Here is a 23,516-nt window from a genome sequence, read left to right as displayed (position 1 = left end):
GCGCTCGCGCGAGTGCGCAGGAGACGGCCGTGCCCCGGGAGCTCGCACAGCTCCCGGGGCACTTTGGACCGCTCACCGCCGCCTCCTCACCAGGCGACGGGGAGCCGCTCGGGAAGGCGCTTGATGAAGCCGGTCCGCCACACGAGGTTCTCCGCCGGCACCGCGAGACGCAGCTCGGGCAGCCGCTCGACCAGCACCTCCAGCGCGATCTCGGCGTGCGCCCGGCCCAGCGCGGAAGCCGGGCAGAAGTGCCGGCCGGCGCCGAAGGCGAGGTTGGCGTTGGGGCTCTCGCGCTCCAGGTCCAGCTCGTCGGGGTTCTCGAAGGCCTCGGGGTCGAAGTTGGCCCCCTCCAGCAGGACGAGCACCAGCTCGCCCTCCTTGACCAGCACGTCCCCGACCTGGATGTCCGCCATCGCGATGCGCGGCAGGCCGTCGCCGACGGACAGGTTCCAGCGGAGCAGCTCGTCCACGGCCTTCCCCATGCGCTCCGGATGCTTGCGCAGGTACCCGATCAGCTCGGGCTTCTGCAGCAGCGCCAGGACCGCCAGGGTCAGGAAGGCGGAGGTGGAGACGGCGCCGGCCCCGAAGAGGGAGACGGCGACGGTGGCGAACATGTCGTCGGTCAGGTGCGCCGACTCCTGGTCCGCCTCCTTCAGCTCGGCGAACTTGCCGAGGAGCCCCGTACGCTCCTCGGCAGGAAGCGCCAGCTGCGCCTTCAGCTGCTGCTCGAAGTAGCCGACGTCCTTGTACCAGTTGAGCGCGGAGTCGGCGAACGGTTCGCGCGCGGTCATGAACGCGACGTCCAGCCCCGACATCAGCCGGCGCCAGTCCTCGAACGGCACGCCCAGCACCTGGCAGTGCATGGCCGCAGAGAAGGGATCGGCGAAGCCGGCCCGCAGGTCGGCGGGCCCCCCTTCGGCGAGGAGCTGGTCTATGAGCTCGCCGGCCGTGGCGCGCAGCCGGTCCTGCAGGCCCTTCTGTCGCGGGTTGAGCGCCTTCATGACCGCGTTGCGCAGTCCGGCGCTGTTGATGTTGCCCATGTTGTTGACGACCTCGGGCGGGATCGTCAGCGCGTACTGGCGCGGGACGCCGTCGCCCGCCGTGTCCTTGAGGCTGAAGCGTTCGTCCTCCAGCACCTGCTTGGCCAGCGCGTAGCTGCTCACCAGCCAGGCCGGATCCCCGGTGAGGGTACGGACCTTCGCGACGGGCGCCTTCTCGCGCAGCCAGGTGCACTCCTCGGGGAGCACGTCGCCGCGCCGCGAGAGCGGGAAGTCGATGAGGGGCTCGGTGGTCTGCCCGGTGCCCTCAAGCTGCTCGACGCTCATCGACGGTCCCTTCGGTTGGTGCGGTGTGCGCGTTCGCGTGCGTGCTCGTGCTCGTGCTCGTGGTCGGGTGGTTCGGGTTGCTCTGCGCCTTTTCGTCCGGCTCGGGGCGCACCACGGCGTATGCCTGGTTCCTCGTCGCGCGCAGTCCCCCACCGCGCGCGAACAGGAGGTCGGTCATCGGCATCTTGACGTGGTAGGCCGCCACGGAGGACGGCACGTCGAGAATGCTCGGGGTGTCGATGAAGAACGGCAGCTCGGCCGCCATGTAATCGAAACACACCTGCAACTGTGCGTCGGTGATTGATTCACCTTCCCGCAACTTGGAACCGACAAAATGCAGGGCCATTTCCTCGCAGCCCTTGCGGAATTTGTCGTCGGTCTCCAGGAAATGGAGCACGCGCCGGTGCAGAAGTTGGTAGACGGGGTTCTCCTGGAACTCCGACAGTGCCCTCACTCGGATCTCGGCGTGCGGAGGTCCTGATTCCTCCACACCCTTCAGAATTCTTCGCCGGACTGCCTTGATTTCCTTTGTCGCACGCTTCTCCGCGTGTTCCCGGGTGTAGCCGAAGGCGGCGAACATCCTGTCCACGTGGAGGTCTGCGTAGACGAAGTCGACCTGTGCGAAGCGGGTCGTGGCCCACCGGGAGAGGCTGGTTATGCGCTCGGAGCTGAAGTAGCTGTTTCCGGGGCTCACTCCGATGAGCACATGGTCGCCGTCTTCCCAGATGTGGTGGCAAGTGCGGGTGAAGGGCAGAACTTCGAATGATGCGTCAGCTGTGATCGTCACCTGTGTGATCGCCCTTGTTGCCGCTTGTCCCTGGGAGCCCTGCGCTCCCGGTGTGGCGGCAATGTCGCTACGTTATGCGGTGGTCCCGGAGCGTGACAAGTGGGGGCTTGAATTGTTGGCTGGAATTATCGCTTCCGCACTACGGAAGAGTAATTGAATTTCTATCTGCCGCTCGAACGGGACCCGGGGCGTGAGGGGGGCGGGCATGCCGCTACCCTGAGCCGGTCAACAAGCACCAAGAAGGGGTGGACCCAGTGGCGGACATCGAGAGCGCACGGACGACGTTCGGCAAGTTCGACGTGAACGGTGACGGCTTCGTGACGGCCGACGAGTTCCGTTCGGCGATGGCGGCGATGGGCGACCCGTTCGTCACCGGCCCGGTCGCGGAGGCCGTGATCGCCGCGAAGGACTCGAACGACGACGGCCTGCTGAGCTTCGACGAGTTCTGGGCCTCCCTGAACAAGTAAGTCCCCGCGCCGCCTCTGGCCCCCTGCCGGGCCGGGGGCGCGCGTCAGGTCTGCCGACCGGTCCCGCCGGTCATGCCCTCCACCTCGGCGAGGGCCTCCTCCAGCCAGCGCAGCCAGAAGGTCTCCAGCCCGGTTCCCGCGTGCAGCACGACACGCCGCAGCCGGTCCTCGTCGGAGTCCCGGCCGGCCGGGAAGTCCTTCTCCTCGATGCCCTCGTACACGGCCAACTGGGCCCGGTGCAGCTCCAGATGCCGCCGCAGCTCCGCGGCCAGGCCCTGCGGCCCCACGACCGCGGCCGCCCGGATCCGCAGCAGCAGGGGATCCCGCACCGGCTTGGGATCCTGACGCTCCCCGACCCACCGCGCCAGCTCCGCGCTCCCGGCGGGCAGTACCTCGTACTCCTTCTTCTGTCCCCGTACGGGCCCCTCGCTGGGCAGTGCCCGGATCAGCCCGGCCTCCTCCAGCCGGCCGAGCTCCCGGTAGATCTGCTGGTGCGTCGCGGACCAGAAGTACCCGATCGACTTGTCGAACCGCCGGGTCAGCTCCAGCCCCGACGAGGGCTTCTCGAGCAGGGCGGTGAGGATGGCGTGCGGGAGCGACATGCGGCCATCCTAGGTTTGGGGGAGATCGAGGACCGCGATGCCGGTCTCCACGGCGACGGCCAGGCGGGACCCGTCGGGGTGGAGGGCCGTCACCGGCGAGGGGATGTGGGTGACCCCGTACGCCCCGTCCCGGCGGGAGACCGCCACCTCGGGCCACTGTGCGAGGACGGTGCCGTCGGTGGCTTCGATCAGGCGCGGGTGGCCGTACAGGGACATGACACGGCTCCCGCCGCACGGGACGACGGTTCCCCAGTCGTCGCCGCCGCCGCTGCGGTGCGTCCAGCGCCCCTGGGCGCAGGACCAGACGCCCAGCTCGGCCGTACGCAGTGCCCGGGGCTCCACACCCAGCCGGCGGAGAGCAGGCGCCGTCCGTCCGGACTCACGGCGAGCCGGGAGTGGAAGAAGTCCCGGGGCTCGCGGGCCGCTGCCGTCCGGCAGCGTGCCGAGCACGATCGGGTAGTCGTAGGCCGAGGCCTGGTAGGAGCTGCGGCTCAGCTCGCGCGCGATCCGCTCGCCGTCCAGGAGCAGGGCCTTCGTGCCGCGCTCCGTGTAGATCACTGCCCAGCGGCCGGAGGGCGAGTGTGCGGCCCGGTCGAATGCGCGCGGGTAACGCAACCCACCGGAGTGCTCGGTCCCGTCCGGGGGCCAGCGGCGGAACCCGCCGACCGCGTCCACCAGTTCTTCGCCGTCCCACCGGAGGGACAGTGGCTCGCTCGATGTCTCGATCATCATCACGAACCGCGAACCTACCTACTGCCAGGCGGCCAGCGCCTCGGGATTACGGGGCCCGGGGGCGTCCGCCGCCAGCAGGCCGTGGGCCCGCAACAGCGCGGCCACCGCCGGGGACCAGGCCGGCCGCAGGCCCGCCGAGGTGAGGAGGGACGGGTCCGAGAGGAGGGCCTCGGCCGGGCCGAAGCGGATGCCCGTCGGGGTCAGGACCGCCGCGTCGTCGGCCCAGCGGACCGCCAGGTCCACGTCGTGGGTGGCCATCACCACCGTGGTGCCGGACGCCCGCAGGCCGGCGAGGACGTCGAGGAGCCGCTCCTGGCCGTCCGGGTCGAGCCCGGCCGTCGGCTCGTCCAGGATCAGCACCCGTGGAGCCATCGCCACCGCCCCGGCGATCGCCGCGCGCTTGCGCTGACCGTAGGAGAGCAGGTGGGTGGGGCGGTCCCGGAGCGGGGTGATGTCCAGGGCGGCGAGGGCCGAGTCCACGCGGGCGCGGACCTCCGGAGCGGGGAGCCCCAGGTTCATCGGGCCGAAGGACACGTCCTGTTCGACCGAGGCCGCGAACAGCTGGTCGTCGGGGTCCTGCACCACGAGCTGGACGGACGTACGCAGCCGGGTCAGCCCGGCCCGGCCGTACGAGACCTCCGTGCCGTCCAGCCGCAGCGATCCCGCGCCGGGCCGCAGGCCGCCGCTGAGCAGCCGCATCAGCGTGGTCTTGCCGCTGCCGTTGCGGCCCAGCAGGGCCAGCGCCCGGCCCGGCGCGATGGCGAAGTCGACGCCGGTCAGGACCGCCGGGCCGTCCTCGTAGGCGTAGCCCGCGCCGGACAGCTCGATCAGGGGGGTGGCCACCGGGTTCACAAGAAGAGCCCCTTCAGGGTGAGGGTCAGGGTGATCAGGGCCGCCAGCAGGCCCGCGGTGGCCGTCAGGAAGCGCCACGACAGGGCCGCCTCCGGTACGAGGACCCGCAGGGCGCCGTCGTAGCCGCGTCCGGCCAGCCCCGCCTGGAGCTTGGCCGCGCGGTCGAAGGCCCGTACGAAGGAGGTGGCGGCGAGCCCCGCCAGGGAACGCCACACCGCCGCCCGACCGGTGTGCCCGAGCCGGGCCGCCTGGGCCCGGCGGACCTGGGCCATGGAGTCGAGCAGCAGGAAGCCGATCCGGTACATGACCAGCGCGACGTCCACCACCGGGGCCGGCACCCCGGCCCGGACCAGCCGGGGCAGGACGTCGGAGACCGGGGTGGTGAACGCGAACAGCAGCAGTCCGAGCGAGGCCGCCGAGGTACGCAGCAGCAGTTCGGCGGCGGTCCGGGGGCCGTCGGGGGCCAGGGAGACCGGCCCCGTGGGGCCGCCGACCGCGAACAGCAGCGGCAGCGCCCCGGTGAAGCAGAAGCCGAGCGGGATCCGGAAGGCCCGCCAGAGCTGCCGGCCGGCCACTCCGGCCGGGCCGAGCAGCACGGCGAGGGTGGCGGCGGCCACCAGCGGCCCGCCGGGCCAGGGCGGCAGGCACACGGCGGTGACCGTCAGCCCGATCCCGAGCAGGGCCTTCTCCAGCGGGTGCCGGCCGCGCCAGCGACTGCTGTGCGCGGCCACGTCGATCGGCAGCACCGCCTAGGCCTCCGGGCCGGTGGCGGTGGCGGTGGTGGTGGCAGCGGCGGCGGCAGCGGCCCCCTGGCGGCGGCCCTTGCGGACGCCGAAGTAGTACGCGAGCACGCCCGCGCCCAGTGCCGCCTGCAGGGCGAACAGCGCGGACTCGACCTCGCCGGAGGGGGGCTCGTAGAGAGGGGAGAACCAGGGCTCGTAATCCGGCTTCAGCTCGGTGATCGCGGCCTCCGCCTGCGCGTCGGCGCCCGTGAAGGGCTCCTCCTTGCCCTCGCCCAGCCCCAGGGCGATCGGCAGCACGGCCAGCGCCGCCACCAGGAGCAGCAGCAGGCCGTTGATCTTCGTATTCTTGGACATCCCGCTCATCAGGCCGCCGCCTTCTCTCCGGTGGCCGTACCGGTACCACCACCGGTACGGGGGGCCGTCAGCTTCGCGACACCCAGCCTGACCAGGTCCGACTTGCTCGACGCCATCAGTAGCCGCATCACCAGGACGGTCAGCAGCCCCTCGCTCACGGCCAGCGGGATCTGCGTGACCGCGAAGATCCCCCCGAACTTCGCGAGCGAGCCCGCGACACCGGAGGCCGGGTCGGGGAAGGCCAGGGCGAGCTGCACGCTGGTGACGCAGTAGGTGACCAGGTCGGCGAAGAAGGCGCCGAAGAAGACGGTCACCATCAGCGGGAGCCCGGACGTGCGCAGCAGCCGGTAGACGGCGTAACCCGCCCACGGGCCGGCGATGGCCATCGAGAAGACGTTGGCGCCGAGGGTGGTGAGCCCGCCGTGCGCCAGCAGCAGGGCCTGGAACAGCAGGGTGATCGTGCCCAGCACCGCCATGATCGGCGGCCGGAACAGGATCGCCCCGAGCCCGGTGCCCGTGGGGTGCGAGCAACTGCCGGTCACCGACGGGATCTTCAGGGCGGACAGGACGAAGGTGAAGGCCCCGGACGCACCGAGCAGCAGCGTGCTCTCCGGGTTGGCCTTCACCTCGCGGGTGAGCGCGCGGACGCCGTGGACGACGAAGGGGGCGGACGCGGCGCCCCAGGCGACCGCGTGCAAAGGGGGCAGGAACCCCTCGGCTATATGCATGGGTAGGGAGACCTCTCCAGCACCTCGTGGATGGACAACGCGCCCCGGCCGGTCTCCTGGCTCACGGGTTGACGTCCATGCCCCGCCTTCCCGGGCAGCGCGGAACCTCCCGCGCAGCCCAGTGGCTTTCCCGCAGGAGTGGAGCCGGACTTCCCGATCACAGTGGCGAGGGCCGCACCGGTTTCCCACCGGTTTCCCGAACACCAAGGCCCGCTGACCCTAGTCGGCCGCACGGACCGGTCACAAACCCGCCCCCGTCGGGCCGGGCCGCGGCGGCCCCGGACGGATGCGGTCCGGTGGCGGCCGCGCCGGGCCCCGGCGAGGCTGGACGGGTGGCTACCGACCCCGCGCAGGACCTCGACTACTCCGACCTCACCGCCGTGTACGTCAACTGCACGCTCAAGCGATCGCCCGAGCCCAGCAACACCGAGGGCCTGATCGGGAAGAGCCGCGCGGTGATGGAGGCGGCCGGGGTCCGGACCTCGCTCATCCGGGCCGTCGACCACGACATCGCCACCGGTGTCTGGCCCGATATGACCGACCACGGCTGGGACGACGATCAGTGGCCGGTGCTCTACAGCCAGATCATGGACGCCGACATCCTGGTGCTGTGCGGCCCGATCTGGCTCGGGGACAACAGCTCGGTGATGAAGCAGGTCATCGAGCGGCTCTACGCCTGCTCGTCGATCCTGAACGAGCAGGGCCAGTACGCCTATTACGGGCGCGTGGGCGGGGCGCTGATCACCGGCAACGAGGACGGCGTCAAGCACTGCGCCATGAACATCCTCTACAGCCTCCAGCACCTCGGCTACGCGATCCCCCCGCAGGCCGACGCCGGATGGATCGGCGAGGCCGGACCCGGGCCCTCGTACCTGGACCCCGGATCCGGCGGTCCCGAGAACGATTTCACCAACCGGAACACGACCTTCATGAGCTGGAACCTCATGCATCTGGCCGCCCTGCTCAAGCGGGCCGGCGGGATGCCGGCGCACGGCAACCAGCGCTCCCTGTGGGACGCGGGCTGCCGCTTCGACTTCCCGAACCCCGAGCACCGGTAGCGGCCGGGCCCGGTCTCCCGCCGGCGGTGCGTGCTCAGCAGACGTTCGGGTGCGCGACGTCCAGGACGAAGCGCTCCGGGGCGTGCAGCTTGAACGAGGTGTAGGCGGGCTTGGTGTCGAAGGCGGCGCCGAGGGTGACGTACCCCTCGTAGTCGCCGGTGAGGGCGAGGCCCTTCAGCTTGGGCAGGTAGATCTTGACGAGCTTGGGCCCGAGGTAGACGTTGTTGCCCGCTTCGTCGTGTCCGGCGGCGGGGTGCAGACGGATCTCCAGGAAGTACCGCCCGGCCAGCGGGACGGGCTTGCCGGACCCGTCGTAGACCAGCTTCGGGACGGGGGTCACGGTGACCTCGGGTACGTATCCCCGCAGGTCGACGACCACCCGGTCGTACGTGCAGTGACCGCCCCAGCGGGCATTGACGACGAGCGGCGTGGCGGTGGCGGTGGTGGTGGCGGGTGTGGCCGGGGTTGCGGTCGTGGCTGCGGCGGAGGCCGGTGCGGCGAAGGCCAGAGTGGCGGCGAGCAGTGCGCCCAACCCCAGTGCGGTGGCCTGCCGGCGGCGTGGACGGTTCATGGCGTCCCCTCGATTCCGAGAGACGGGGAACGGTGTCAGCCGTGAAGACGCGCCCGGTACGACTGCGGTTGCACCGGGTTCACCGGGTTCGGCCGGTCCAGCCGGTTCAGCTGGGCAGGAGGGCGCTCAGCTCGGCGTCGAGGTCGTAGTACCGGTGTTCCCGGCCGCGCGGTACCAGCTCGGTCATCCGGCGGCACAGCGCCTGTACGTCCTTGGCCCGGGCGGACACCACGCAGGACTGCGCGCCGTTGCTGAAGGCGAGGAAAACCCGCGGCTCGGTGCCCTTCCAGCGCGGCCACACCTGGATGTCGCCCTCGCCGGTGGCGCAGACCTGGCCGTCGAGCAGCAGTTCCCGGGAGAAGACCCAGTGGGCGAGGTGCATCCCGGCACCCTCGAAGTCGAGGGAGATCTCGTAGGGCCGGTCGCTGCGGTACACGAAGACGCCCCGGACCGGGACGGGCGCGGGCGCGGCCTCCAAACGGAGCGGGAGGACGCGGTGTTCGGTGCCGGTCATGCGGGGCGCCTCTCTCTCGGGACGGGGTCCCGCCGGCGCACGTGCGGCAGGCCCACTCGGGCAAGCTAGCCCACCCCCGGGCCGCCCATCCGTGGCCAAAGGTCCCCTTCGTCCGGGCCGCTCGTCCCCTCTTGGCCCGACGCGCCGAGCCCCGCCCTCCGGGGGGAGGGCGGGGCTCGGCGGAAGGGCGTGCGCGACCGGGGCGGGGCCCCGGCCGGAACTACGGGAGGGGGTTGTAGATGAAGGACTCGTGCGAGTTGGACTGGCCGATCGCGGTGAAGCCCGAACCGTTGGCCTGGGCACCGTTGTTCTGGTTGGAGGCACCGAAGCCCGAGGCGACCTGCTGGGCGGTGGAGGAGTTGCCGGCGTTGCTGCCGCCGACCCCGCTGCCGAGGACCCCGGCGAGGGCCGCGTTCGACGCGGTCCCGGCCGCGCCGGCCCCGTTGTCGGCCTGGGCGACGCCCGAGAGGAGCGCGAAGGCGAGGGGGAGCGATGCGGCGGCCGCCATCAGGCGGATGCTGCGGGTGCTTGCCATGATTCAAGTCCTCCAGTTAAGCAAAACGGCTGTGGTCCAAGACGGTTGGCCAACCGCCGGGGGTGTGGACGCGACGTCGTGCCCCCACCCTGGCGCAGGTGATCATCAAGAAACCAGCCCAGACCGGCTTGTTCCCCCTCAAGCGTGATCAACTACCTGTCAAACCTCACATCCCACCCAATCTCGAACGAAGTTACTGGCGTAACCCACCCATGGATGCGCGTGGGGTACGTGTGGGGCGTGGGTGGCTCAAGCTGCCGCGTCGTAACTCGGCAGCGGCAGCGTCGCGGTGGCCAGGGCGGTGACGGACCAGCGCTGCGCGGCGGTCCGGTTGCAGTCCCAGAGCTGGAGCTGGACCCCGTTCGTCGTGTCACCGCGGTTCAGGTCGAGGCAGCGACCGGAGACCGGGTTGTGGAGGCTGCCGTCGGCGCGGGCCAGGAACTGCTGCGCCGGGTGGTTGTGGCAGTCGACGGCCTGGACCGGCGTGCCGTTGCCGGTACCGGCGTCCTTGGCGTCCACGCACTTGCCCTGGATGCGCACGGTGCCGTCGGCCCGGACCTCGAACTGCTGGGCGAGTCCGCCACCGATCTCGTTGCAGTCCCAGATCTGCACCGTGTTGCCGTCGGACGCCAGGTCCGCGCACTTGGTGCCGGTGGAGGCCAGCGCGATCTTGGTGGTCGCGCTGGTGGCGGTGGGGGCGGCCGCGTAGGGGAAGGCGGCGAAGTTGCTGATGCCGCCGACGAAGTCGACGAAGTAGTCCGGCTGCCCGTTGACCTTGTAGCGGCCTAGGACCAGCGGTCCGGTCGGGGCCGAGCCGGTGGCGGCCGCGTGGTTGCCGCTCGCGGCGAGGACGCCGTTGACGTACAGGCTCATCAAGCCGGTCTCGGCGTTGTAGACGGCGGTCAGGCGGGTCCAGGTGTTCGCATGGAACCGGGCCGCGTCGTTGGCGTTGTCGGACCAGTCGTACGACCAGCCGTCCACGTCGCCCTTGGCCAGGGCGAACCGCCACGAGGTGGTGGCCGGGTCGGCGTAGAGGGTGAAGGCGCTGTTGCGGGTGTTGTCCTGGCTGGCGACGATGCCGCCGGCCGGGCCGGACTTGGCCCAGGTGCTGATGGTGAAGCTCTTGCGGGTGTCGAGGGAGGCGCCGGTGGCGGTGATGGCCGCCTGCGCGCCGTTGAACGCCGCGTAGGCGGTGCTGCGGCCTTCGATGGTCTCGGCGGCGGGGAAGGTGACGCCGCCCGCGACGGAGGCGGGGAACTTGTTTCCGGCGGCGCTCGGCGTCCTGCCGGCGGCCGCAGCGGTCAGCTTCCACTGGAAGGCCGGGGTGTTGAGGTTGCCCTGGAGGGTGAAGGCGGGGGCGATGCCGGTGACGGTGGGGTAGAGGACCGATGTGCCGTTGGGGGCGGTGCCGAGGCCGTTGAAGGCGACGAGCTGCTGCTCCTTGTCCACGGCCCAGAGGTCGGGGATCTTGTCGCCGGTGAGGTCGCCGTCGGAGCCGACCTTCGGGTAGCGGGCGGGGTCGATCTTGCCGGTGATGAGGCCGGCGGCGGGGTCGGTGAAGCCGGTGAGGACGGGCGCGTCCGCGGTGCCCGTGATGCCGAAGGTGTGCAGGGTGCCGCCGTCGGTCTTGTTGCGGGCCCACAGCGTCGGGAAGTCGGTGCCCTTGGCGCGGCCCGGGGTGAGCAGCTCGTAGCCGTCCCACTTGGTGTCGTTGGCGGAGAGCAGGATCGCGGGGGAGTCCAGCTGGTTGGTGGCACCCGGTACGCCCAGCCAGAGGCGCCCGTTCTCCACGAACAGGAGCGAGGTCTGCGGCAGGTTGATGTCGCCGCCGGGCTTGCTGTCACCGGTGACGGAACCGTAGGCGGCGATCTGGGTGACGTTGGTCCAGTTGGTGGTGCTGAACCCGTGGGCGGCGCAGTCGAGGGGGGTGAAGTCGGCGGTGGCGCAGGAGCCGGGCTTGGTGATGCCGATGGGTGCCTGGCCGTCGACGAGGCCGGTGCTGTTGTTGGTGAAGGCGTAGAGGTTGGGCTTGCCCGGTTCGTGCGCCAGGAGGTCGTCGACGTTCTTGTTGCCGAGGCTGCCGCGGTGGGTGAGCTGGACGCCGTTCCAGCCGTTGCCGCTCACGCTGGAGCGGGCGAGGGCCACGGGCGAGGTGGCGGGGTCGCCGCCGCCGTTGATCTGGCGGATGTTGCCGGCGGCGTCGGCGAGGACGACGTCGGCCTTCTTGTCACCGTTGATGTCGCCGAAGATCGGCGCGGGGCTGTTCGGGTTCGACGGGACGTAGAAGCTGTGGGCGACGGGCTGGGACATGTTGCCCGCGTTGTCCTGCGTCTGCAGGTAGAGGTAGTTGGTGCCCCAGGCCTGCGGGGTGAACTTCACGGTTGCCTTGCCGTTGGTGAAGGTCTTGATGATCCGGGTGTCGGAGTCGGTGCAGTTCCAGTCGGAGGCGGCCTTCACCGGGTCCGTGGTCCACCGGGCGCAGGCGATGCCCGAGCTGCGGGTGCCGCCGCCGGCGGGGGCGTCGTCCGCTCCGGCGAGGGTGAAGGTGCCCTCTTCGCCGACCCGCTTGGGGTGGGCCCCGGTGGTGCCGGAGAGCGGGAAGTCGGTCGAGGTCACCGACGCGGAGGGCGAGGTCCGGTCGACGAGGAAGTAGCAGCGTTCGCTGTCGGGGCTCCACAGGGTGTCGTCCTGCGTGTTCGAGTACCAGTAGTACTTGTGCCCGTCCTTCAGCGCGCCGAAGCCGGCGGTGACATCACCGGAAGAGCTGTTCCAGCCCGTGTTGACGTACTGGGCGCTGCCGTTGTCGTCCTCGTCCACGAGCGCGAAGTTCGTCTGGAGCTGGCGACCGGTGGGCGAGTGGGTGGCGACGGTCACCGAGATGTCGGAATTGAGGCCGATCCAGCCCGGGTTGTCCCAAGCGTTCACGGCGCCGGCGGTGCGGCAGGCCGCGTAGGTGCCGGTGGCGGCGAAGCCGGGGGTGGGGCTGGTGCGGAGGTTGCCGATGGTGGGGCGGATGTCGTACGTGACCGAGACGTGCGGGGTGTTGCCGAACCGCTGGCGGTAGTACATGTTGCCTTCGTCGTCCGGCGCGAAGCCGAACGTGAAGTGGGGCCAGCGGTCGCGGGCGGCGTTGCGCACCTGGGTGGTGACGTCGTACTGGACTTCGCCCGTTCCCGAGATGTTGATGCCGCCGATCTTCACGCAACCGCCGCCCATGCGCGAGTTCTTGTCGCAGGGCTGGTTGTTCCAGCTGGTGGGGTTGTTGATGGGGCCGGTCTGGTAGAGGCCCATCGGGGTGGCCGTGCCGGGGCTGGAGGAGGAGACGACGGTGGCGCGGAGCCGGGCGTCGATGACCTCGGTGCCGTAGATCGTCGAATTGATCCCGACCTGGAAGTACGCGCGCTCGCGGCCCTTGCGGGTGCAGGTCGAGTAGCCGCAGTAGCCGGCGGCGGGGGTGTCCTGACCACTGCTGGTGCCGTTGAACTCGTTGGTGTCGGGGTACGCCTCCTGGACCTGCGACCAGGCACGGGTGGTGTTGTCGGCCGACGGGTTGACGCCCGGGTCGATGTACCAGGGGCCGGTGCCCTGCCCGAGGAGGGAGGTGTCGGGGATCAGGTCGATGCCGGTGGCGTCGGCCTTGACGCCGATGGGCTTGACGCGGGCGGTGTCGCCGGGGCCGTCGGGGGTGGAGGAGATGACCCGGTCGGCGGCGGCCGGCGCCGCCGGCGGGGCGGTGTCCGCGCCGCTGACGCCCGCGGACTTGCCGCTCTTCGCGCCGCCCTTCGGGGCGGCGGCCTCGGGCAGGGCCGTCTTGGTGGAGTCCCACATGAAGGAGGTGGGGCTGGTGAATCGGGCCTTGCCCTGGGCGTCGTCGAAGCTGATGTTGCCCGCGGCGTCGACGGTGGTCTTCAGGCCGGGGGCGTCCACACCGAGGCGGATCTTCTTCAGCGCCGGGTTCGCGGCGGCCTGCGCGGTGCGGACGATCAGGACCTGGCTCCAGCCGCCCAACTGGGTGGCGGTCAGCCGCAGATCGACGTCGGGCAGGACGTTCTTGTAGAGCGCGTCGTTGCCTTCGAGGACCGGCTCGGGGAGCTTGAAGGGCGTCTTGAAGGCCAGCTTCTTGCCGTCGGCCGTGGTCATCGTCGCCATCGGCCCGCTGCCGCCGCCGGAGATGCTCAACGGGGAGGGAACGACCGCCGGGGATATGGTCCCGTCGGCGTTCGCGCGGAGGGTGGTGTCGATCGCCTTCCACGACCCGTTCGCCTGCTTCACCCGCTCCGGAGCGGCCGTGGCGTCCATCGTGAGGGTGCCGCCGGGGTTGGCGAACGTCTGCGAGTCGGCAGCGGTCAGAAGCTCTACCGCCACCGGCTTGCCCGTGCGCTTGGCCTCGGCCAGCGCGGCTTCCACGGCCTTCTGCTCGGCGGTGGGCCCGGCCTCGGCGCGGGACGCGGGCTTCGGCGCGGGGCTCGATGAGCCGGCCGCGAAGGCTTCCGGGGCGGTGATCGACCCGGCCCCGAGGGCCAGCACGACGGCGCCGGCCAGGGGCAGCAGCGCGGCCGCGGATGCCCGCCGACGCCGGAGGGCCCCCGGCGTGCGGTCGGGTGATGAAGAAGATGGCCTCATGGGCACAAGTCCTCGCTATGCGCGTCGGTGGACGAAGGTCACGCGCACGGTGCTCGCTGTCCGAAAACCTGTCAAAGGAGATGTCAGGCAATATGTCTGGTTCATGGGAATAAAGATTGCATTGGCTGGCAAGTGACATTGATCATGTAAGGGAATGTTAAGGAAAATCTATACGAAGGAATACCCCTCTCTTTAAGGTGCGGCTGTCCGGGCAGTGTTGAAAGCGGACCTTGTCATTCCTTTTCATGGGGGGATTTTGTTGTCTCGGCAGAGTGGTTTGCATTCGCGTGCGCGCGCGATGCGACCACGTGTTGCGATGGTCGCCGTGCTCGCGGTGTTCATCTCCGGCCTGGGCTTGCCCGTGGTCGAAGCGGTGGCGAAGCCGCCGAAGGTGTGGGTGCCGCCGAATACGGCGCTCCCGCAGACCAAGCCCGTCAAGGGCTCGAATGCCAAACCCGCCAACGCCAAGGCGCCGGCCGGTAAGGCGTGGAACCCGGACGCCAAGGCGAAAGTCCCGTCCGGTGCCGCAACCGTCCCGCTCGGCATTGCCGGTGGGCCGGGTTCCGCGATAGGCGGCCCGTCGGTTCAGGCCGGCGATTTGCCCGTCTGGGTTGCTTCCGCCAAGGGATCGAAGCATTCGGCAAAGCTGTCGGAATTCGCGACTTCCGGTTCCGCTTCCGGCGAGGGCTCGCTGCGGGTGGAGGTGAAGGACGAGGCGAAGACGCGTGCGGCCGGTGTCGGGGGTGTCCTCGTCGCGCTGACCGATGCGGCGGGCAGCGCCTCGTCCGGGAAGGTGCAGGTCGGGTTCGATGTCTCGGCATGGTCGAAGACGACTGGCGCGAACTGGGCTGACCGTGCGCGCGTGGTGCGTCTGCCCGACTGTGCGCTGACCACTCCGGGCGCGCCGGGCTGCACGACGCGTACGCCGGTCGCGTCCCACAAGGACGCCTCGGGCCGTCTGGTCGCGGAGGTCGACGCTCCCAAGGCGGTGTCCGCGAAGACGAGCACGTTCGAGTCGGCTCCGTCGGACGCTCCGCGGATGCTGGCGACGCAGGCCGTCGCGCTCGCGGTGGAGGCGGGTCCGTCGGGGGCGAGCGGTGACTACAGCGCGACCCCGCTGGCGCCGTCCATGTCGTGGCAGGCCGGTGGGAACGCCGCGAACTTCACCTACGGCTACACGGTCGAGGTTCCCTCCGCGATCGCGGGTGCGGGGCCGAGCGTGGGCCTGGCCTACGACTCCTCCTCCATCGACGGCCGTACGGCGTCGACGAACGCGCAGGCGTCCGGTTTCGGTGAGGGCTGGGACTGGAGTCCGGGCTCGATCTCGCGTTCTTACAAGGGCTGTAAGGACGCGGGGATCGCGGAGTCGGGTGACGAGTGCTGGGCCGGGGAGATCCTGTCCCTGAACCTGGCGGGCCACTCGGGCCAGATCGTCCGCGACGACACGAGCTGCGTCTATCACCTCCAGGGTGAGGACGGTACGAAGATCGAGCGTCTGACCGGGCAGCGCAACGCCGCCTGGAAGGGCGAGGCCTTCAAGGTCACCACGACCGACGGCACCCAGTACTTCTTCGGCTCCAACCGCCTGCCCGGCGGCGACGGCACCGACCCGGAGGCCAAGTCGGTCTCGACGGTGCCGGTGTACTTCAACAGCGGTCAGGACAAGTGCCTGGGCGCGACGACGCCGGCGAACGGGACGTGGCAGCAGCTGGGCTGGCAGTGGAACCTCGACTACGTCGTGGACCCGCACCAGAACCTGGTCACCTACCGCTACGAGCAGGAAGACAACCACTACGGGCGTGGTGGCGGCCAGAACGGTGGCACCGGCACCAATACGAAGTACCAGCGGGGCTCCTACCCGACCTGGATCGGCTACGGCCAGCGCCTGCCCGAGCAGATAGCCGCGAAGGGCGCGGCGAAGCCGGCCGCCCAGATCAACATCAAGAACGCCGAACGCTGCGTGGTGATCGGGGCGGTCACCTGCACGGACACCGCTCAGCGCGTCAAGGCGAACGCCGCTTCCTGGCCGGACACTCCGATCGACCAGGAGTGCCCGGCGACCGGTACGTGCCTGAACCTCTCCCCGACCTACTTCACGACGAAGAAGTTCACCCAGATCGCGACTCAGGTCTGGACGGGTACGGCCTGGCGCACGGTCGACTGGTACGACCTCAAGCAGTCTTTCCAGGACCCGGGTGACGGCACGTCCCCGACGCTGTGGCTGGACTCGGTCCAGCGCAACGCCACCAACGGCAAGACCGCGATCAAGCTCCCCGCGGTCCTGTTCCAGCCGACGCAGTTCCCCAACCGTGTCGACGGCGTCGTCCGGCGGCCGGACGGTACGGACGCTTCGGCGCCGAGCTACCGGCGTCCGCGCATCCAGACGATCACCACCGAGACCGGTGGCCAGATCAACGTCGCCTACAAGGCTCCCGAGTGCTCGCGCCTCGCGGGGACGATGCCGTCCTCCGAGGACGGCAACACGATGGCCTGCATGCCGGTCAAGTGGTACCTGCCCGGCCAGTCCTTCGCGGACCCGGTCAACGACTGGTTCAACAAGATCGTCGTCCAGTCCGTGACCCAGCAGGACAGGGTCGGCGGCCAGGTCTCCACGGTCACGGACTACGAGTACGGCGGCGGCATCGCCTGGCACCGCAACGACTCGGAGTTCACCGACTCCAAGACCCGCACCTGGGACCAGTTCCGCGGCTACGCCACCGTCACCACGAGGACGGGTAGCGGCAACGCGAGCGAAGCCCCTCGTACCAAGAGCGTCGCCACTTACCTGCGCGGTATGGACGGCGACGTCCTGGCCAACGGCAGCACGCGCAGCATCAGCGTCCCCGACGCACAGGGCGGGACGATCAAGGACGAGAACGTCCTGTCCGGCTTCGTCCGCCAGAGCCAGACCTACGACCGTGACGGCGGAGCCGTCATCACGGACGAGGTGACCACGCCGTGGATCGGTCCGGTCACCGCGACCCGCGCCCAGTCGGCGGGGATGCCGCCGATCACGGCCCGTGCGGTGAACACGGCTCAGGTCACCACCCGCGCGAAGCTCGCCGGCGGAAGCTGGCGCACGAGCGAGCGCAAGTCCACCTACGACGCGACGCTCACGACCCGGCCCCTCCTGGTCGACGACAACAGCGACACCTCCCGCACCGACCAGCGTCTGTGCACCACGTTCGAGTACCCGACCGGCCCGGGTGGCGCGGTGACGGAGCTCGCTTCGCGCACGCTGGTCATCTCGGGCGTCTGCGGTCAGACACCGACCGCGGCGAACACCGTCGGCGACACCCGCTCCTACTTCGACGGTCTGGCCTACGGCCAGGTCGGAGCCACGGCGGACGGCACGGGCACCGAGGTCCTGGAGAAGTACGACGCGACCGGCAAGCCGGTCTACCGCCTCAACTCCACCTCGACCTACGACGCCTACGGCCGTGTCACCAGCAACACCAACAAGGTCCGCACCGACACCGCCCACCCCGGCGGCGCCGTCACGACGACCGAGTACTCCCCGGCCACCGGGGTGCTGCCGAGCACGGTGACGCACACCAACCCGCTGGGCTGGAAGTCGACCACCACGCTCGACATCGGCCGCTCCCAGCCGCTGAAGACCACCGACGAGAACAGTCACGCCGCCGAGCGCACGTATGACGCGCTCGGGCGGGTCGTCTCCATCTGGCAGCCCGGTCAGGACTCCACCACGGACCTGCCGGTCCGCAAGTTCTCCTACACGATGAACGGCACCAACGCGCCGTCCGCCGTTCTGAGCCAGGCGCTCATGAACGACAACTCCTACACGTCCAGCTACTCGATCTACGACGGTCTGGGCCGGGTCCGCCAGACCCAGGCCAACGCTCCCTCGGGCGTGGCCGGCCGGATGATCACGGACGCGCTGTTCGACTCCCACGGCTGGCAGACCAAGACCAGCGCCGCCTACTACACGGACCAGGGCGCACCCTCCGCGGCCGTCTTCCTGCCCAACGGCGGTGTTCAGCCCGACAGCAAGATCCCGGCCCAGACCGTCCAGGTCTTCGACGGCCTCGGCCGCGTCACCGCGTCCGTCATCCAGTCGTTCGGCGTGGAGCAGTCCCGCTCCACGACCCAGTACCCGGGCGTGGACGAGACCCGTCAGATCCCGCCGGCCGGCGGTTTCGCCACGGCGACGATCACCAACGGCACCACCTCGATCCTGCGCCAGTACAAGTCGAACACGCCCACCGGTGCGTACGACGAGACGACGTACCTGTCCAACACCCAGGGGCAGGAGCTCTCGCGGAAGGACTCCGCGGGCAACGAGTGGACCTTCGCCTACGACCTCCTGGGCCGTCCGGTGAAGACCACCGACCCGGACGTCGGGATCAGCACGACCGTCTACGACGACAAGAAGAACCTCACCACCACCACGGACGCACGCCTCAAGAGCGCCACCACGGTGTCCGACATCCTCGGTCGCACCGTCGCGACGTACGAGGGCACGGCCGCCGATCCGGCCAAGCAGGTCGGTGCGTTCACCTACGACGGCAAGAAGCTCGGCAAGCCCGACACCACCACCCGCTACGTGGGCGGCAAGACGGGCAGCGCCTACGTGTCGGAGGTGACCGGTTACGACGGCGGGTACCGCTCCCTCGGTACCAAGGTCACCATCCCGGCGGCGGAGAAGGAACTCGCCGGCACGTACGAGTCGGTCAACACCTACGACGCGTACGGGCAGCTGAAGACGACCGCCCTGCCCGGCATCCCCAAGGCCGGCCTCGGTGTCGAGACGCTGACGTTCGGTTCGGACGTCGCGGGCAACCTGACCTCGCTCGGCGGCAAGATCGGGCTGGCCAGGACCCCGTACCTCGTGGACGTGCGCTACGACCCCTACGGGCGGGCCATCCGCACCACGGTCGGTGACACCGGCATGCAGGTCGTCTCCACGGACGACTACGACGCCGGAAGCGGCCGTCCGGTCCGCTCCACCCTGGACAAGCAGACGGCCGCGACGGCCAGTGTGGACGTCCTGGACTACACCTACAACAAGGCCGGCCTGATCACCTCGGTGGGTGACACCCAGGACGGCACCGGCCGTGACCTGCAGTGCTTCACGCACGACTACCTGGGACGGCTGACGCAGGCCTGGACCGACACCGGTACCCAGACCACGGCTCCCGCGCCCAGCGTTCGCGGCATCGGCGGCTGCGCCAACTCGGCCGGCCCGGCCGTAGACGGCACGGGCAAGCCCAGCGTGGGCGGCACCGCTCCGTACTGGCAGCAGTACGAGTACGACGCGATGGGCAACCGCAAGAAGCTGGTGAAGAAGGACGCCACCGGCAACGCGGCCAAGGACGTCACGATCACCCAGACGTTCGGCCCGAAGAACAACACCCCGTCCACCGACCCGCAGACGGGCGGCGGCACCGGCGGTCCGCACGCACTGATGTCCACGACCGAGACCGGCCCGTCCGGAACCAAGGTCACCTCCTACACCTACGACGCGACCGGAAACACCGCGGCCGTCACCAACACCGCCGGCACCAAGGCCCTGACCTGGAACGGCCAGGGCAAGCTGGACAAGATCATCGGAACCGGTGAGAGCGCCGGCACCGGCTACCTCTACGACACCGGTGGCAACCAGCTCATCCGCCGCGACCCCACCAGCACCACGCTGAACCTCGGCACCGACCAGATCACCCTGGACACCGCCAGCGGCAAGGTCACCAACGTCCGCACCTACGGGATGCCCGGCGGCCTGTCCGTCACCCGCACCACCAGCACCACCAGTGGCTCCACGCTCACCTACCAGAGCTCTGACCACCACGGCACCGGCGGAGTCCAGTTCAAGGTCTCCGACCTCGCCCACGTCCGGCGCGCCTCCGACCCGTTCGGCAACGAACGCGGCACCCAGCCCGCCCCCGGCGCCTGGGCCGGAGACAAGGGGTTCCTGGGCGGCACCAAGGAGAAGTCCACCGGATTCACCCTCCTCGGCGCCCGCGAGTACGACCCCACCACCGGCCGGTTCATCAGCGCCGACCCGATCATCAACGCGGGCAACCCCCAGCAGTGGAACGCCTACGCCTACTCCGAGAACGATCCGGTCAACAAGTCCGACGCGACGGGCCTGGAGAGCTGCTTCGGAGTCGCGTACTGCTCGGGCAGCAACGGCACCGACCTCGGCTCCACGTTCGACCCGAACTACGGCAAGAAGCCGCCGACCGGCAACGACGACGAGCCGTCGGACACCGAGCTCAAGGCATCCACGAAGAAGGTCTCCGACGCCAAGAAGAAGCGCGACCAGCTGATCGACGAAGTCATCGACGTGGTCGGTGACCTGATCGGATACAACGACGCCCGGGACTGCTTCACCAAGGGCGACGTGATGGCCTGCATCAACACGGCCCTGAACTTCGTCCCCTGGGGCAAGCTCTTCAAGGCCGTCAAGGTCGGCATCAAGGCCTTCAAGATCTACAAGGAGATGAACAAGGCCTACGACGCCATCCACGAAGCCGAACGCGGAGCCGCGAAGGCCGCCGAGGCCTACAGCACGGCGAAAAAGGCACTGAAGGAAGCACGCGACGCCGAAGCCAAGGCGGCCAAATCCGCATCGGAGAAGGCCGCCAAGGAATCAGCCGGCGACAGCGCCGGAACAGAGGCCAAATCGGTGGCGGACGAAGCCGACGCCGCGAAGGCCGACAGCGGTTCGGCCGACTCTCCCTCGGGTCCGTCCTGCGCCAAGAAGAACAGCTTCCCGACCGGCACTCACGTCCAGATGGCCGACGGCAGCACCAAGGCGATCGAAGACGTCCGCGTCGGTGACACCGTGATGGCCACGGACCCCCAGACGGGCAGAACCGGCCCCAAGAAGGTCACCGCCACCATCACCACCCCCGACGACAAGGAATTCACCGACCTCACCCTCACCGACGAGGCCGCTCCCCGCGGTCCGCCCGCGAAGATCACCTCCACCTCTCACCACCCCTACTGGAGCGAAACCCGCCACCAGTGGATCGATGCCGGCGAACTCACTGTCGGCGAGCAGCTCCTCCAGCCGGACGGCACCACCCTCACGGTGACTGCCGGCCGTAACTACCGCTACGCCGTCACCACCCACAACCTCACCGTCGACGATGTCCACACGTACTATGTGCTGGCAGGGCTCGCCCCGGTCCTCGTCCACAATTGCGACGACTTCATCGGTCCCCAGGACCACGTGGCCCTCGGGCGGGAAATGAAGGACGGGTCGGCCAGCGTCGAGAAGTTCGCGGGCGTGGTTCAGGCGCGTCATTTCATGAACTCCAAGGACTGGGAGGGAGACGTGATCGCCGCCGTCGGCAAGCTCGGCCGGGGCGAGGGAAGAATCTCCTTCCTGCTCGACGGACTTCCCGGAGACACCCAGGGTTCGGCCAAGGTGCTGAAGCTCGCGAGGGCGGCCGCCGATGGCAAGGGCAAACCGATGGCCACCCAGTGGGAACTCATCCAGATCGATGACGCGGGACTGATGGACAAGGTCGACTTCTACCGCTGGAACAAGCGGTTGGGCGCCTACGCGAAGGTGAAGTGATGGCAGTTCCAAGGGAATTGGGATTCTTCGACGATCGAAGCTTCAGCCTGATCGACTACGGACACGGCCACACGTACGCGATCCTGCGCGGGTTCCCGCCGTTCGACGATTTCGTGGTGGAGAGCGGCGAGGGCGTGGTCCTCGACCTGTATTTCATCAACGTCCAGCGAATCTCCTGCTGGAAGGACATCGGGCCCCTTCATCTCCGGGCCGCGGACGATGCGGAGCGCGCCACCCTGGAATCCCGCATCGGGCCGATCGGGAAGAAATGGGTCTTCCTGCTCGAACCGGATTCGATCGAGAGCTACATCATCGCGGGGGGTGTCGAGTGGGCCGAGTTCGTGCTTCCGGTCCCGTTCACACTTCCCACCCCGCTCGACAGCCGCAACCGTGAGGAGGCGGACACGTACCAGCCGGTCGGTGGCGCCGTGCATGCGACGCGCCCGTACTGACCTCCGGCTGGGGTCCGTGAGGCCTAGGGCGTCGAAGACGCCGTAACACGAACAAGCCGCAACACGAACGAACAGAAGCCCCGCCGGGTGAGACCCGGCGGGGCTTCTGCGTGGGGTGACGGCCGCGGGTTACGCGGACGGCCGGGTCAGCATTCGATGACGTTGACCGCCAGGCCGCCGCGGGCCGTTTCTTTGTACTTGACCTTCATGTCGGCGCCCGTCTCCTTCATGGTCTTGATGACCTTGTCGAGGGAGACCTTGTGGCTGCCGTCGCCGCGCATCGCCATCTTGGCCGCGGTGACGGCCTTGACCGCCGCCATGCCGTTGCGCTCGATGCACGGGATCTGCACGAGGCCGCCGACCGGGTCGCAGGTCAGGCCGAGGTTGTGCTCCATGCCGATCTCGGCCGCGTTCTCGACCTGCTCCGGGGTGCCGCCCAGGACCTCGGCCAGCGCGCCCGCCGCCATCGAGCAGGCCGAGCCGACCTCGCCCTGGCAGCCGACCTCGGCGCCGGAGATCGAGGCGTTCTCCTTGAAGAGCATGCCGATCGCGCCCGCCGCGAGGAGGAAGCGGACCACGCCGTCCTCGTCGGCGCCCGGCACGAAGTTCATGTAGTAGTGCAGGACCGCCGGCAGGACGCCCGCCGCGCCGTTCGTCGGGGCGGTGACGACCCGGCCGCCGGCCGCGTTCTCCTCGTTGACCGCCATCGCATAGATGGTCGCCCACTCGCTGCGGTGCATCATCGGGTCGCCCTCGGTGCGCAGCTGGCGCGCCGTGGAGGCGGCCCGGCGCTTGACCCGCAGGCCGCCGGGGAGGATGCCCTCGCGGGACATGCCGCGCGAGACGCAGGCCTGCATGACGCGCCAGATCTCCAGCAGACCCTCGCGGATCTCGTCCTCGGTGCGCCAGGCCTTCTCGTTCTCCAGCATCATCGAGGAGATCGACAGACCGGTCTCGTTCGCGAGGCGCAGCATCTCGTCACCGCTGCGGAAGGGGTACTTCAGCGGGGTGTCGTCGAGCTTGATCCGGTCCTCGCCGACCGCGTCCTCGTCCACGACGAAGCCGCCGCCGACCGAGTAGTAGGTCTTCTCCAGCAGCGGGTTGCCGGTCTCGTCGTACGCGAAGAGCGTCATGCCGTTCGCGTGGTACGGGAGCGAGCGCCGGCGGTGCAGGATCAGCTGGTTCGGCTCGTCGAAGTCGATCTCGTGGCCGTCACCTATTTCGGTGCCCAGCAGGCGCAGGCGGCCGCTCTGGCGGATGCGCTCGACCTCGGCGTCGGCGGTCTCCACGTTCACGGTGCGGGGCGAGTGGCCCTCCAGGCCCAGCAGCACCGCCTTGGGGGTGCCGTGGCCGTGGCCGGTGGCGCCCAGCGAGCCGAAGAGCTCAGCGCGCACCGAGGCTGTCTGCGCGAGGACGCCGTCCTTCTTGAGCCGGGTCACGAACATGCGCGCGGCGCGCATCGGTCCGACGGTGTGGGAGGAAGAGGGACCGATGCCGATCGAGAAGAGATCGAAGACGGAGATGGCCACGGTTGCGGACTCCTATGTCTGCTCGTGGGTGGGAAGCGTGGGCAGGAGGGGTGGAGAGGGGTGATCTGCGGATTTTGTCCGGCAGCCGAGCTTAACGC

Annotated in this window: 17 protein-coding genes and 1 riboswitch; of the genes, 4 read left to right on the top strand and 13 right to left on the bottom strand. The window is 69.6% G+C overall.

Going from position 1 to position 23,516, the window contains the following annotated elements:
* Positions 1 to 86: 86 nt before the first annotated feature.
* A complete protein-coding gene (locus OG730_RS13320; protein ID WP_327304441.1) occupies positions 87 to 1,325 on the bottom strand; it encodes a cytochrome P450 in 1,239 nt (412 codons plus the stop codon).
* Positions 1,306 to 2,112, bottom strand: a complete 807-nt coding sequence (locus OG730_RS13315) for a tRNA-dependent cyclodipeptide synthase (RefSeq protein WP_327304440.1) — start codon at positions 2,110 to 2,112, stop codon at positions 1,306 to 1,308. Before OG730_RS13315 ends, OG730_RS13320 begins: the two co-directional genes overlap by 20 nt.
* A gap of 254 nt (positions 2,113 to 2,366) precedes the next feature.
* Here OG730_RS13315 and OG730_RS13310 point away from each other — a divergent pair, with 254 nt between their 5' ends.
* Entirely contained in the window at positions 2,367 to 2,579 is a 213-nt protein-coding gene (locus tag OG730_RS13310; RefSeq protein WP_327304439.1) for an EF-hand domain-containing protein, read from the top strand.
* Positions 2,580 to 2,623: 44 nt separating this feature from the next.
* On the opposite strand, the gene OG730_RS13305 is transcribed toward OG730_RS13310, so the two are convergent.
* Genes OG730_RS13305 through OG730_RS13280 form a run of 6 tightly spaced genes read right to left on the bottom strand, consistent with a single transcriptional unit; the run spans position 2,624 to position 6,590 of the window.
* The gene (locus OG730_RS13305) at positions 2,624 to 3,181 is read right to left on the bottom strand and encodes a PadR family transcriptional regulator (RefSeq protein ID WP_327304438.1); all 558 of its coding nucleotides are present in this window, start codon (positions 3,179 to 3,181) and stop codon (positions 2,624 to 2,626) included.
* Between the two features lie 9 nt (positions 3,182 to 3,190).
* On the bottom strand, positions 3,191 to 3,913 hold the full coding sequence (locus OG730_RS13300) for a hypothetical protein (RefSeq protein WP_327304437.1): 723 nt from the start codon (positions 3,911 to 3,913) through the stop codon (positions 3,191 to 3,193).
* An 18-nt stretch (positions 3,914 to 3,931) separates the two neighbouring features.
* The gene (locus OG730_RS13295; protein ID WP_327304436.1) at positions 3,932 to 4,756 is read right to left on the bottom strand and encodes an energy-coupling factor ABC transporter ATP-binding protein; all 825 of its coding nucleotides are present in this window, start codon (positions 4,754 to 4,756) and stop codon (positions 3,932 to 3,934) included.
* Between the two features lie 5 nt (positions 4,757 to 4,761).
* Entirely contained in the window at positions 4,762 to 5,511 is a 750-nt protein-coding gene (gene cbiQ, locus OG730_RS13290; protein WP_327304435.1) for a cobalt ECF transporter T component CbiQ, read from the bottom strand.
* Between the two features lie 3 nt (positions 5,512 to 5,514).
* On the bottom strand, positions 5,515 to 5,862 hold the full coding sequence (locus OG730_RS13285) for an energy-coupling factor ABC transporter substrate-binding protein (RefSeq protein ID WP_327304434.1): 348 nt from the start codon (positions 5,860 to 5,862) through the stop codon (positions 5,515 to 5,517).
* Between the two features lie 8 nt (positions 5,863 to 5,870).
* Positions 5,871 to 6,590: an energy-coupling factor ABC transporter permease gene (locus OG730_RS13280; protein ID WP_327304433.1), complete on the bottom strand. Its 720-nt coding sequence runs from the start codon at positions 6,588 to 6,590 to the stop codon at positions 5,871 to 5,873.
* Positions 6,591 to 6,619: 29 nt separating this feature from the next.
* Positions 6,620 to 6,813: riboswitch (cobalamin riboswitch) on the bottom strand.
* A 109-nt stretch (positions 6,814 to 6,922) separates the two neighbouring features.
* Between OG730_RS13280 and OG730_RS13275 the strand changes: the two genes are divergently transcribed.
* On the top strand, positions 6,923 to 7,648 hold the full coding sequence (locus OG730_RS13275; RefSeq protein WP_327304432.1) for a flavodoxin family protein: 726 nt from the start codon (positions 6,923 to 6,925) through the stop codon (positions 7,646 to 7,648).
* Between the two features lie 34 nt (positions 7,649 to 7,682).
* Here OG730_RS13275 and OG730_RS13270 read toward each other — a convergent pair whose 3' ends face one another.
* From OG730_RS13270 to OG730_RS13255, 4 genes are all read right to left on the bottom strand, one after another.
* The gene (locus tag OG730_RS13270; protein WP_327304431.1) at positions 7,683 to 8,219 is read right to left on the bottom strand and encodes an AMIN-like domain-containing (lipo)protein; all 537 of its coding nucleotides are present in this window, start codon (positions 8,217 to 8,219) and stop codon (positions 7,683 to 7,685) included.
* A gap of 106 nt (positions 8,220 to 8,325) precedes the next feature.
* Positions 8,326 to 8,733: an SsgA family sporulation/cell division regulator gene (locus OG730_RS13265; protein WP_327304430.1), complete on the bottom strand. Its 408-nt coding sequence runs from the start codon at positions 8,731 to 8,733 to the stop codon at positions 8,326 to 8,328.
* Positions 8,734 to 8,953: 220 nt separating this feature from the next.
* Positions 8,954 to 9,268, bottom strand: coding sequence for a hypothetical protein (locus OG730_RS13260; protein WP_327304429.1), 315 nt, complete (start codon positions 9,266 to 9,268; stop codon positions 8,954 to 8,956).
* A 249-nt stretch (positions 9,269 to 9,517) separates the two neighbouring features.
* Complete coding sequence (locus OG730_RS13255) at positions 9,518 to 13,891, bottom strand: ricin-type beta-trefoil lectin domain protein (protein ID WP_327304428.1); 4,374 nt, start codon at positions 13,889 to 13,891, stop codon at positions 9,518 to 9,520.
* Between the two features lie 298 nt (positions 13,892 to 14,189).
* Here OG730_RS13255 and OG730_RS13250 point away from each other — a divergent pair, with 298 nt between their 5' ends.
* Positions 14,190 to 21,437 carry a polymorphic toxin-type HINT domain-containing protein gene (locus tag OG730_RS13250; RefSeq protein ID WP_327304427.1) on the top strand — a complete coding sequence of 2,416 codons (7,248 nt, stop codon included), beginning with the start codon at positions 14,190 to 14,192 and terminating at the stop codon, positions 21,435 to 21,437.
* Entirely contained in the window at positions 21,437 to 21,889 is a 453-nt protein-coding gene (locus OG730_RS13245; protein ID WP_327304426.1) for a hypothetical protein, read from the top strand. Before OG730_RS13250 ends, OG730_RS13245 begins: the two co-directional genes overlap by 1 nt.
* 146 nt (positions 21,890 to 22,035) lie before the next feature.
* On the opposite strand, the gene OG730_RS13240 is transcribed toward OG730_RS13245, so the two are convergent.
* The gene (locus OG730_RS13240; protein WP_327304425.1) at positions 22,036 to 23,418 is read right to left on the bottom strand and encodes an L-serine ammonia-lyase; all 1,383 of its coding nucleotides are present in this window, start codon (positions 23,416 to 23,418) and stop codon (positions 22,036 to 22,038) included.
* Positions 23,419 to 23,516: the final 98 nt, after the last annotated feature.

The organism is Streptomyces sp. NBC_01298 (genome assembly GCF_035978755.1).
GTDB lineage: Bacteria > Actinomycetota > Actinomycetes > Streptomycetales > Streptomycetaceae > Streptomyces.
The sequence above is the reverse complement of the archived record's forward strand: the minus strand, read 5'-3'. Positions and strand labels throughout refer to the sequence as shown.

Bases quoted from the DNA above. Each gene is read 5' to 3' on its own strand.
- OG730_RS13285 (WP_327304434.1), bottom strand. From the start codon at position 5,862: ATGTCCAAGAATACGAAGATCAACGGCCTGCTGCTGCTCCTGGTGGCG.
- OG730_RS13265 (WP_327304430.1), bottom strand. From the start codon at position 8,733: ATGACCGGCACCGAACACCGCGTCCTCCCGCTCCGTTTGGAGGCCGCG.
- OG730_RS13260 (WP_327304429.1), bottom strand. From the start codon at position 9,268: ATGGCAAGCACCCGCAGCATCCGCCTGATGGCGGCCGCCGCATCGCTC.
- OG730_RS13305 (WP_327304438.1), bottom strand. From the start codon at position 3,181: ATGTCGCTCCCGCACGCCATCCTCACCGCCCTGCTCGAGAAGCCCTCG.
- OG730_RS13300 (WP_327304437.1), bottom strand. From the start codon at position 3,913: ATGATGATCGAGACATCGAGCGAGCCACTGTCCCTCCGGTGGGACGGC.
- OG730_RS13245 (WP_327304426.1), top strand. From the start codon at position 21,437: ATGGCAGTTCCAAGGGAATTGGGATTCTTCGACGATCGAAGCTTCAGC.
- OG730_RS13320 (WP_327304441.1), bottom strand. From the start codon at position 1,325: ATGAGCGTCGAGCAGCTTGAGGGCACCGGGCAGACCACCGAGCCCCTC.
- OG730_RS13250 (WP_327304427.1), top strand. From the start codon at position 14,190: ATGCGACCACGTGTTGCGATGGTCGCCGTGCTCGCGGTGTTCATCTCC.
- OG730_RS13270 (WP_327304431.1), bottom strand. From the start codon at position 8,219: ATGAACCGTCCACGCCGCCGGCAGGCCACCGCACTGGGGTTGGGCGCA.
- OG730_RS13255 (WP_327304428.1), bottom strand. From the start codon at position 13,891: ATGAGGCCATCTTCTTCATCACCCGACCGCACGCCGGGGGCCCTCCGG.
- OG730_RS13280 (WP_327304433.1), bottom strand. From the start codon at position 6,590: ATGCATATAGCCGAGGGGTTCCTGCCCCCTTTGCACGCGGTCGCCTGG.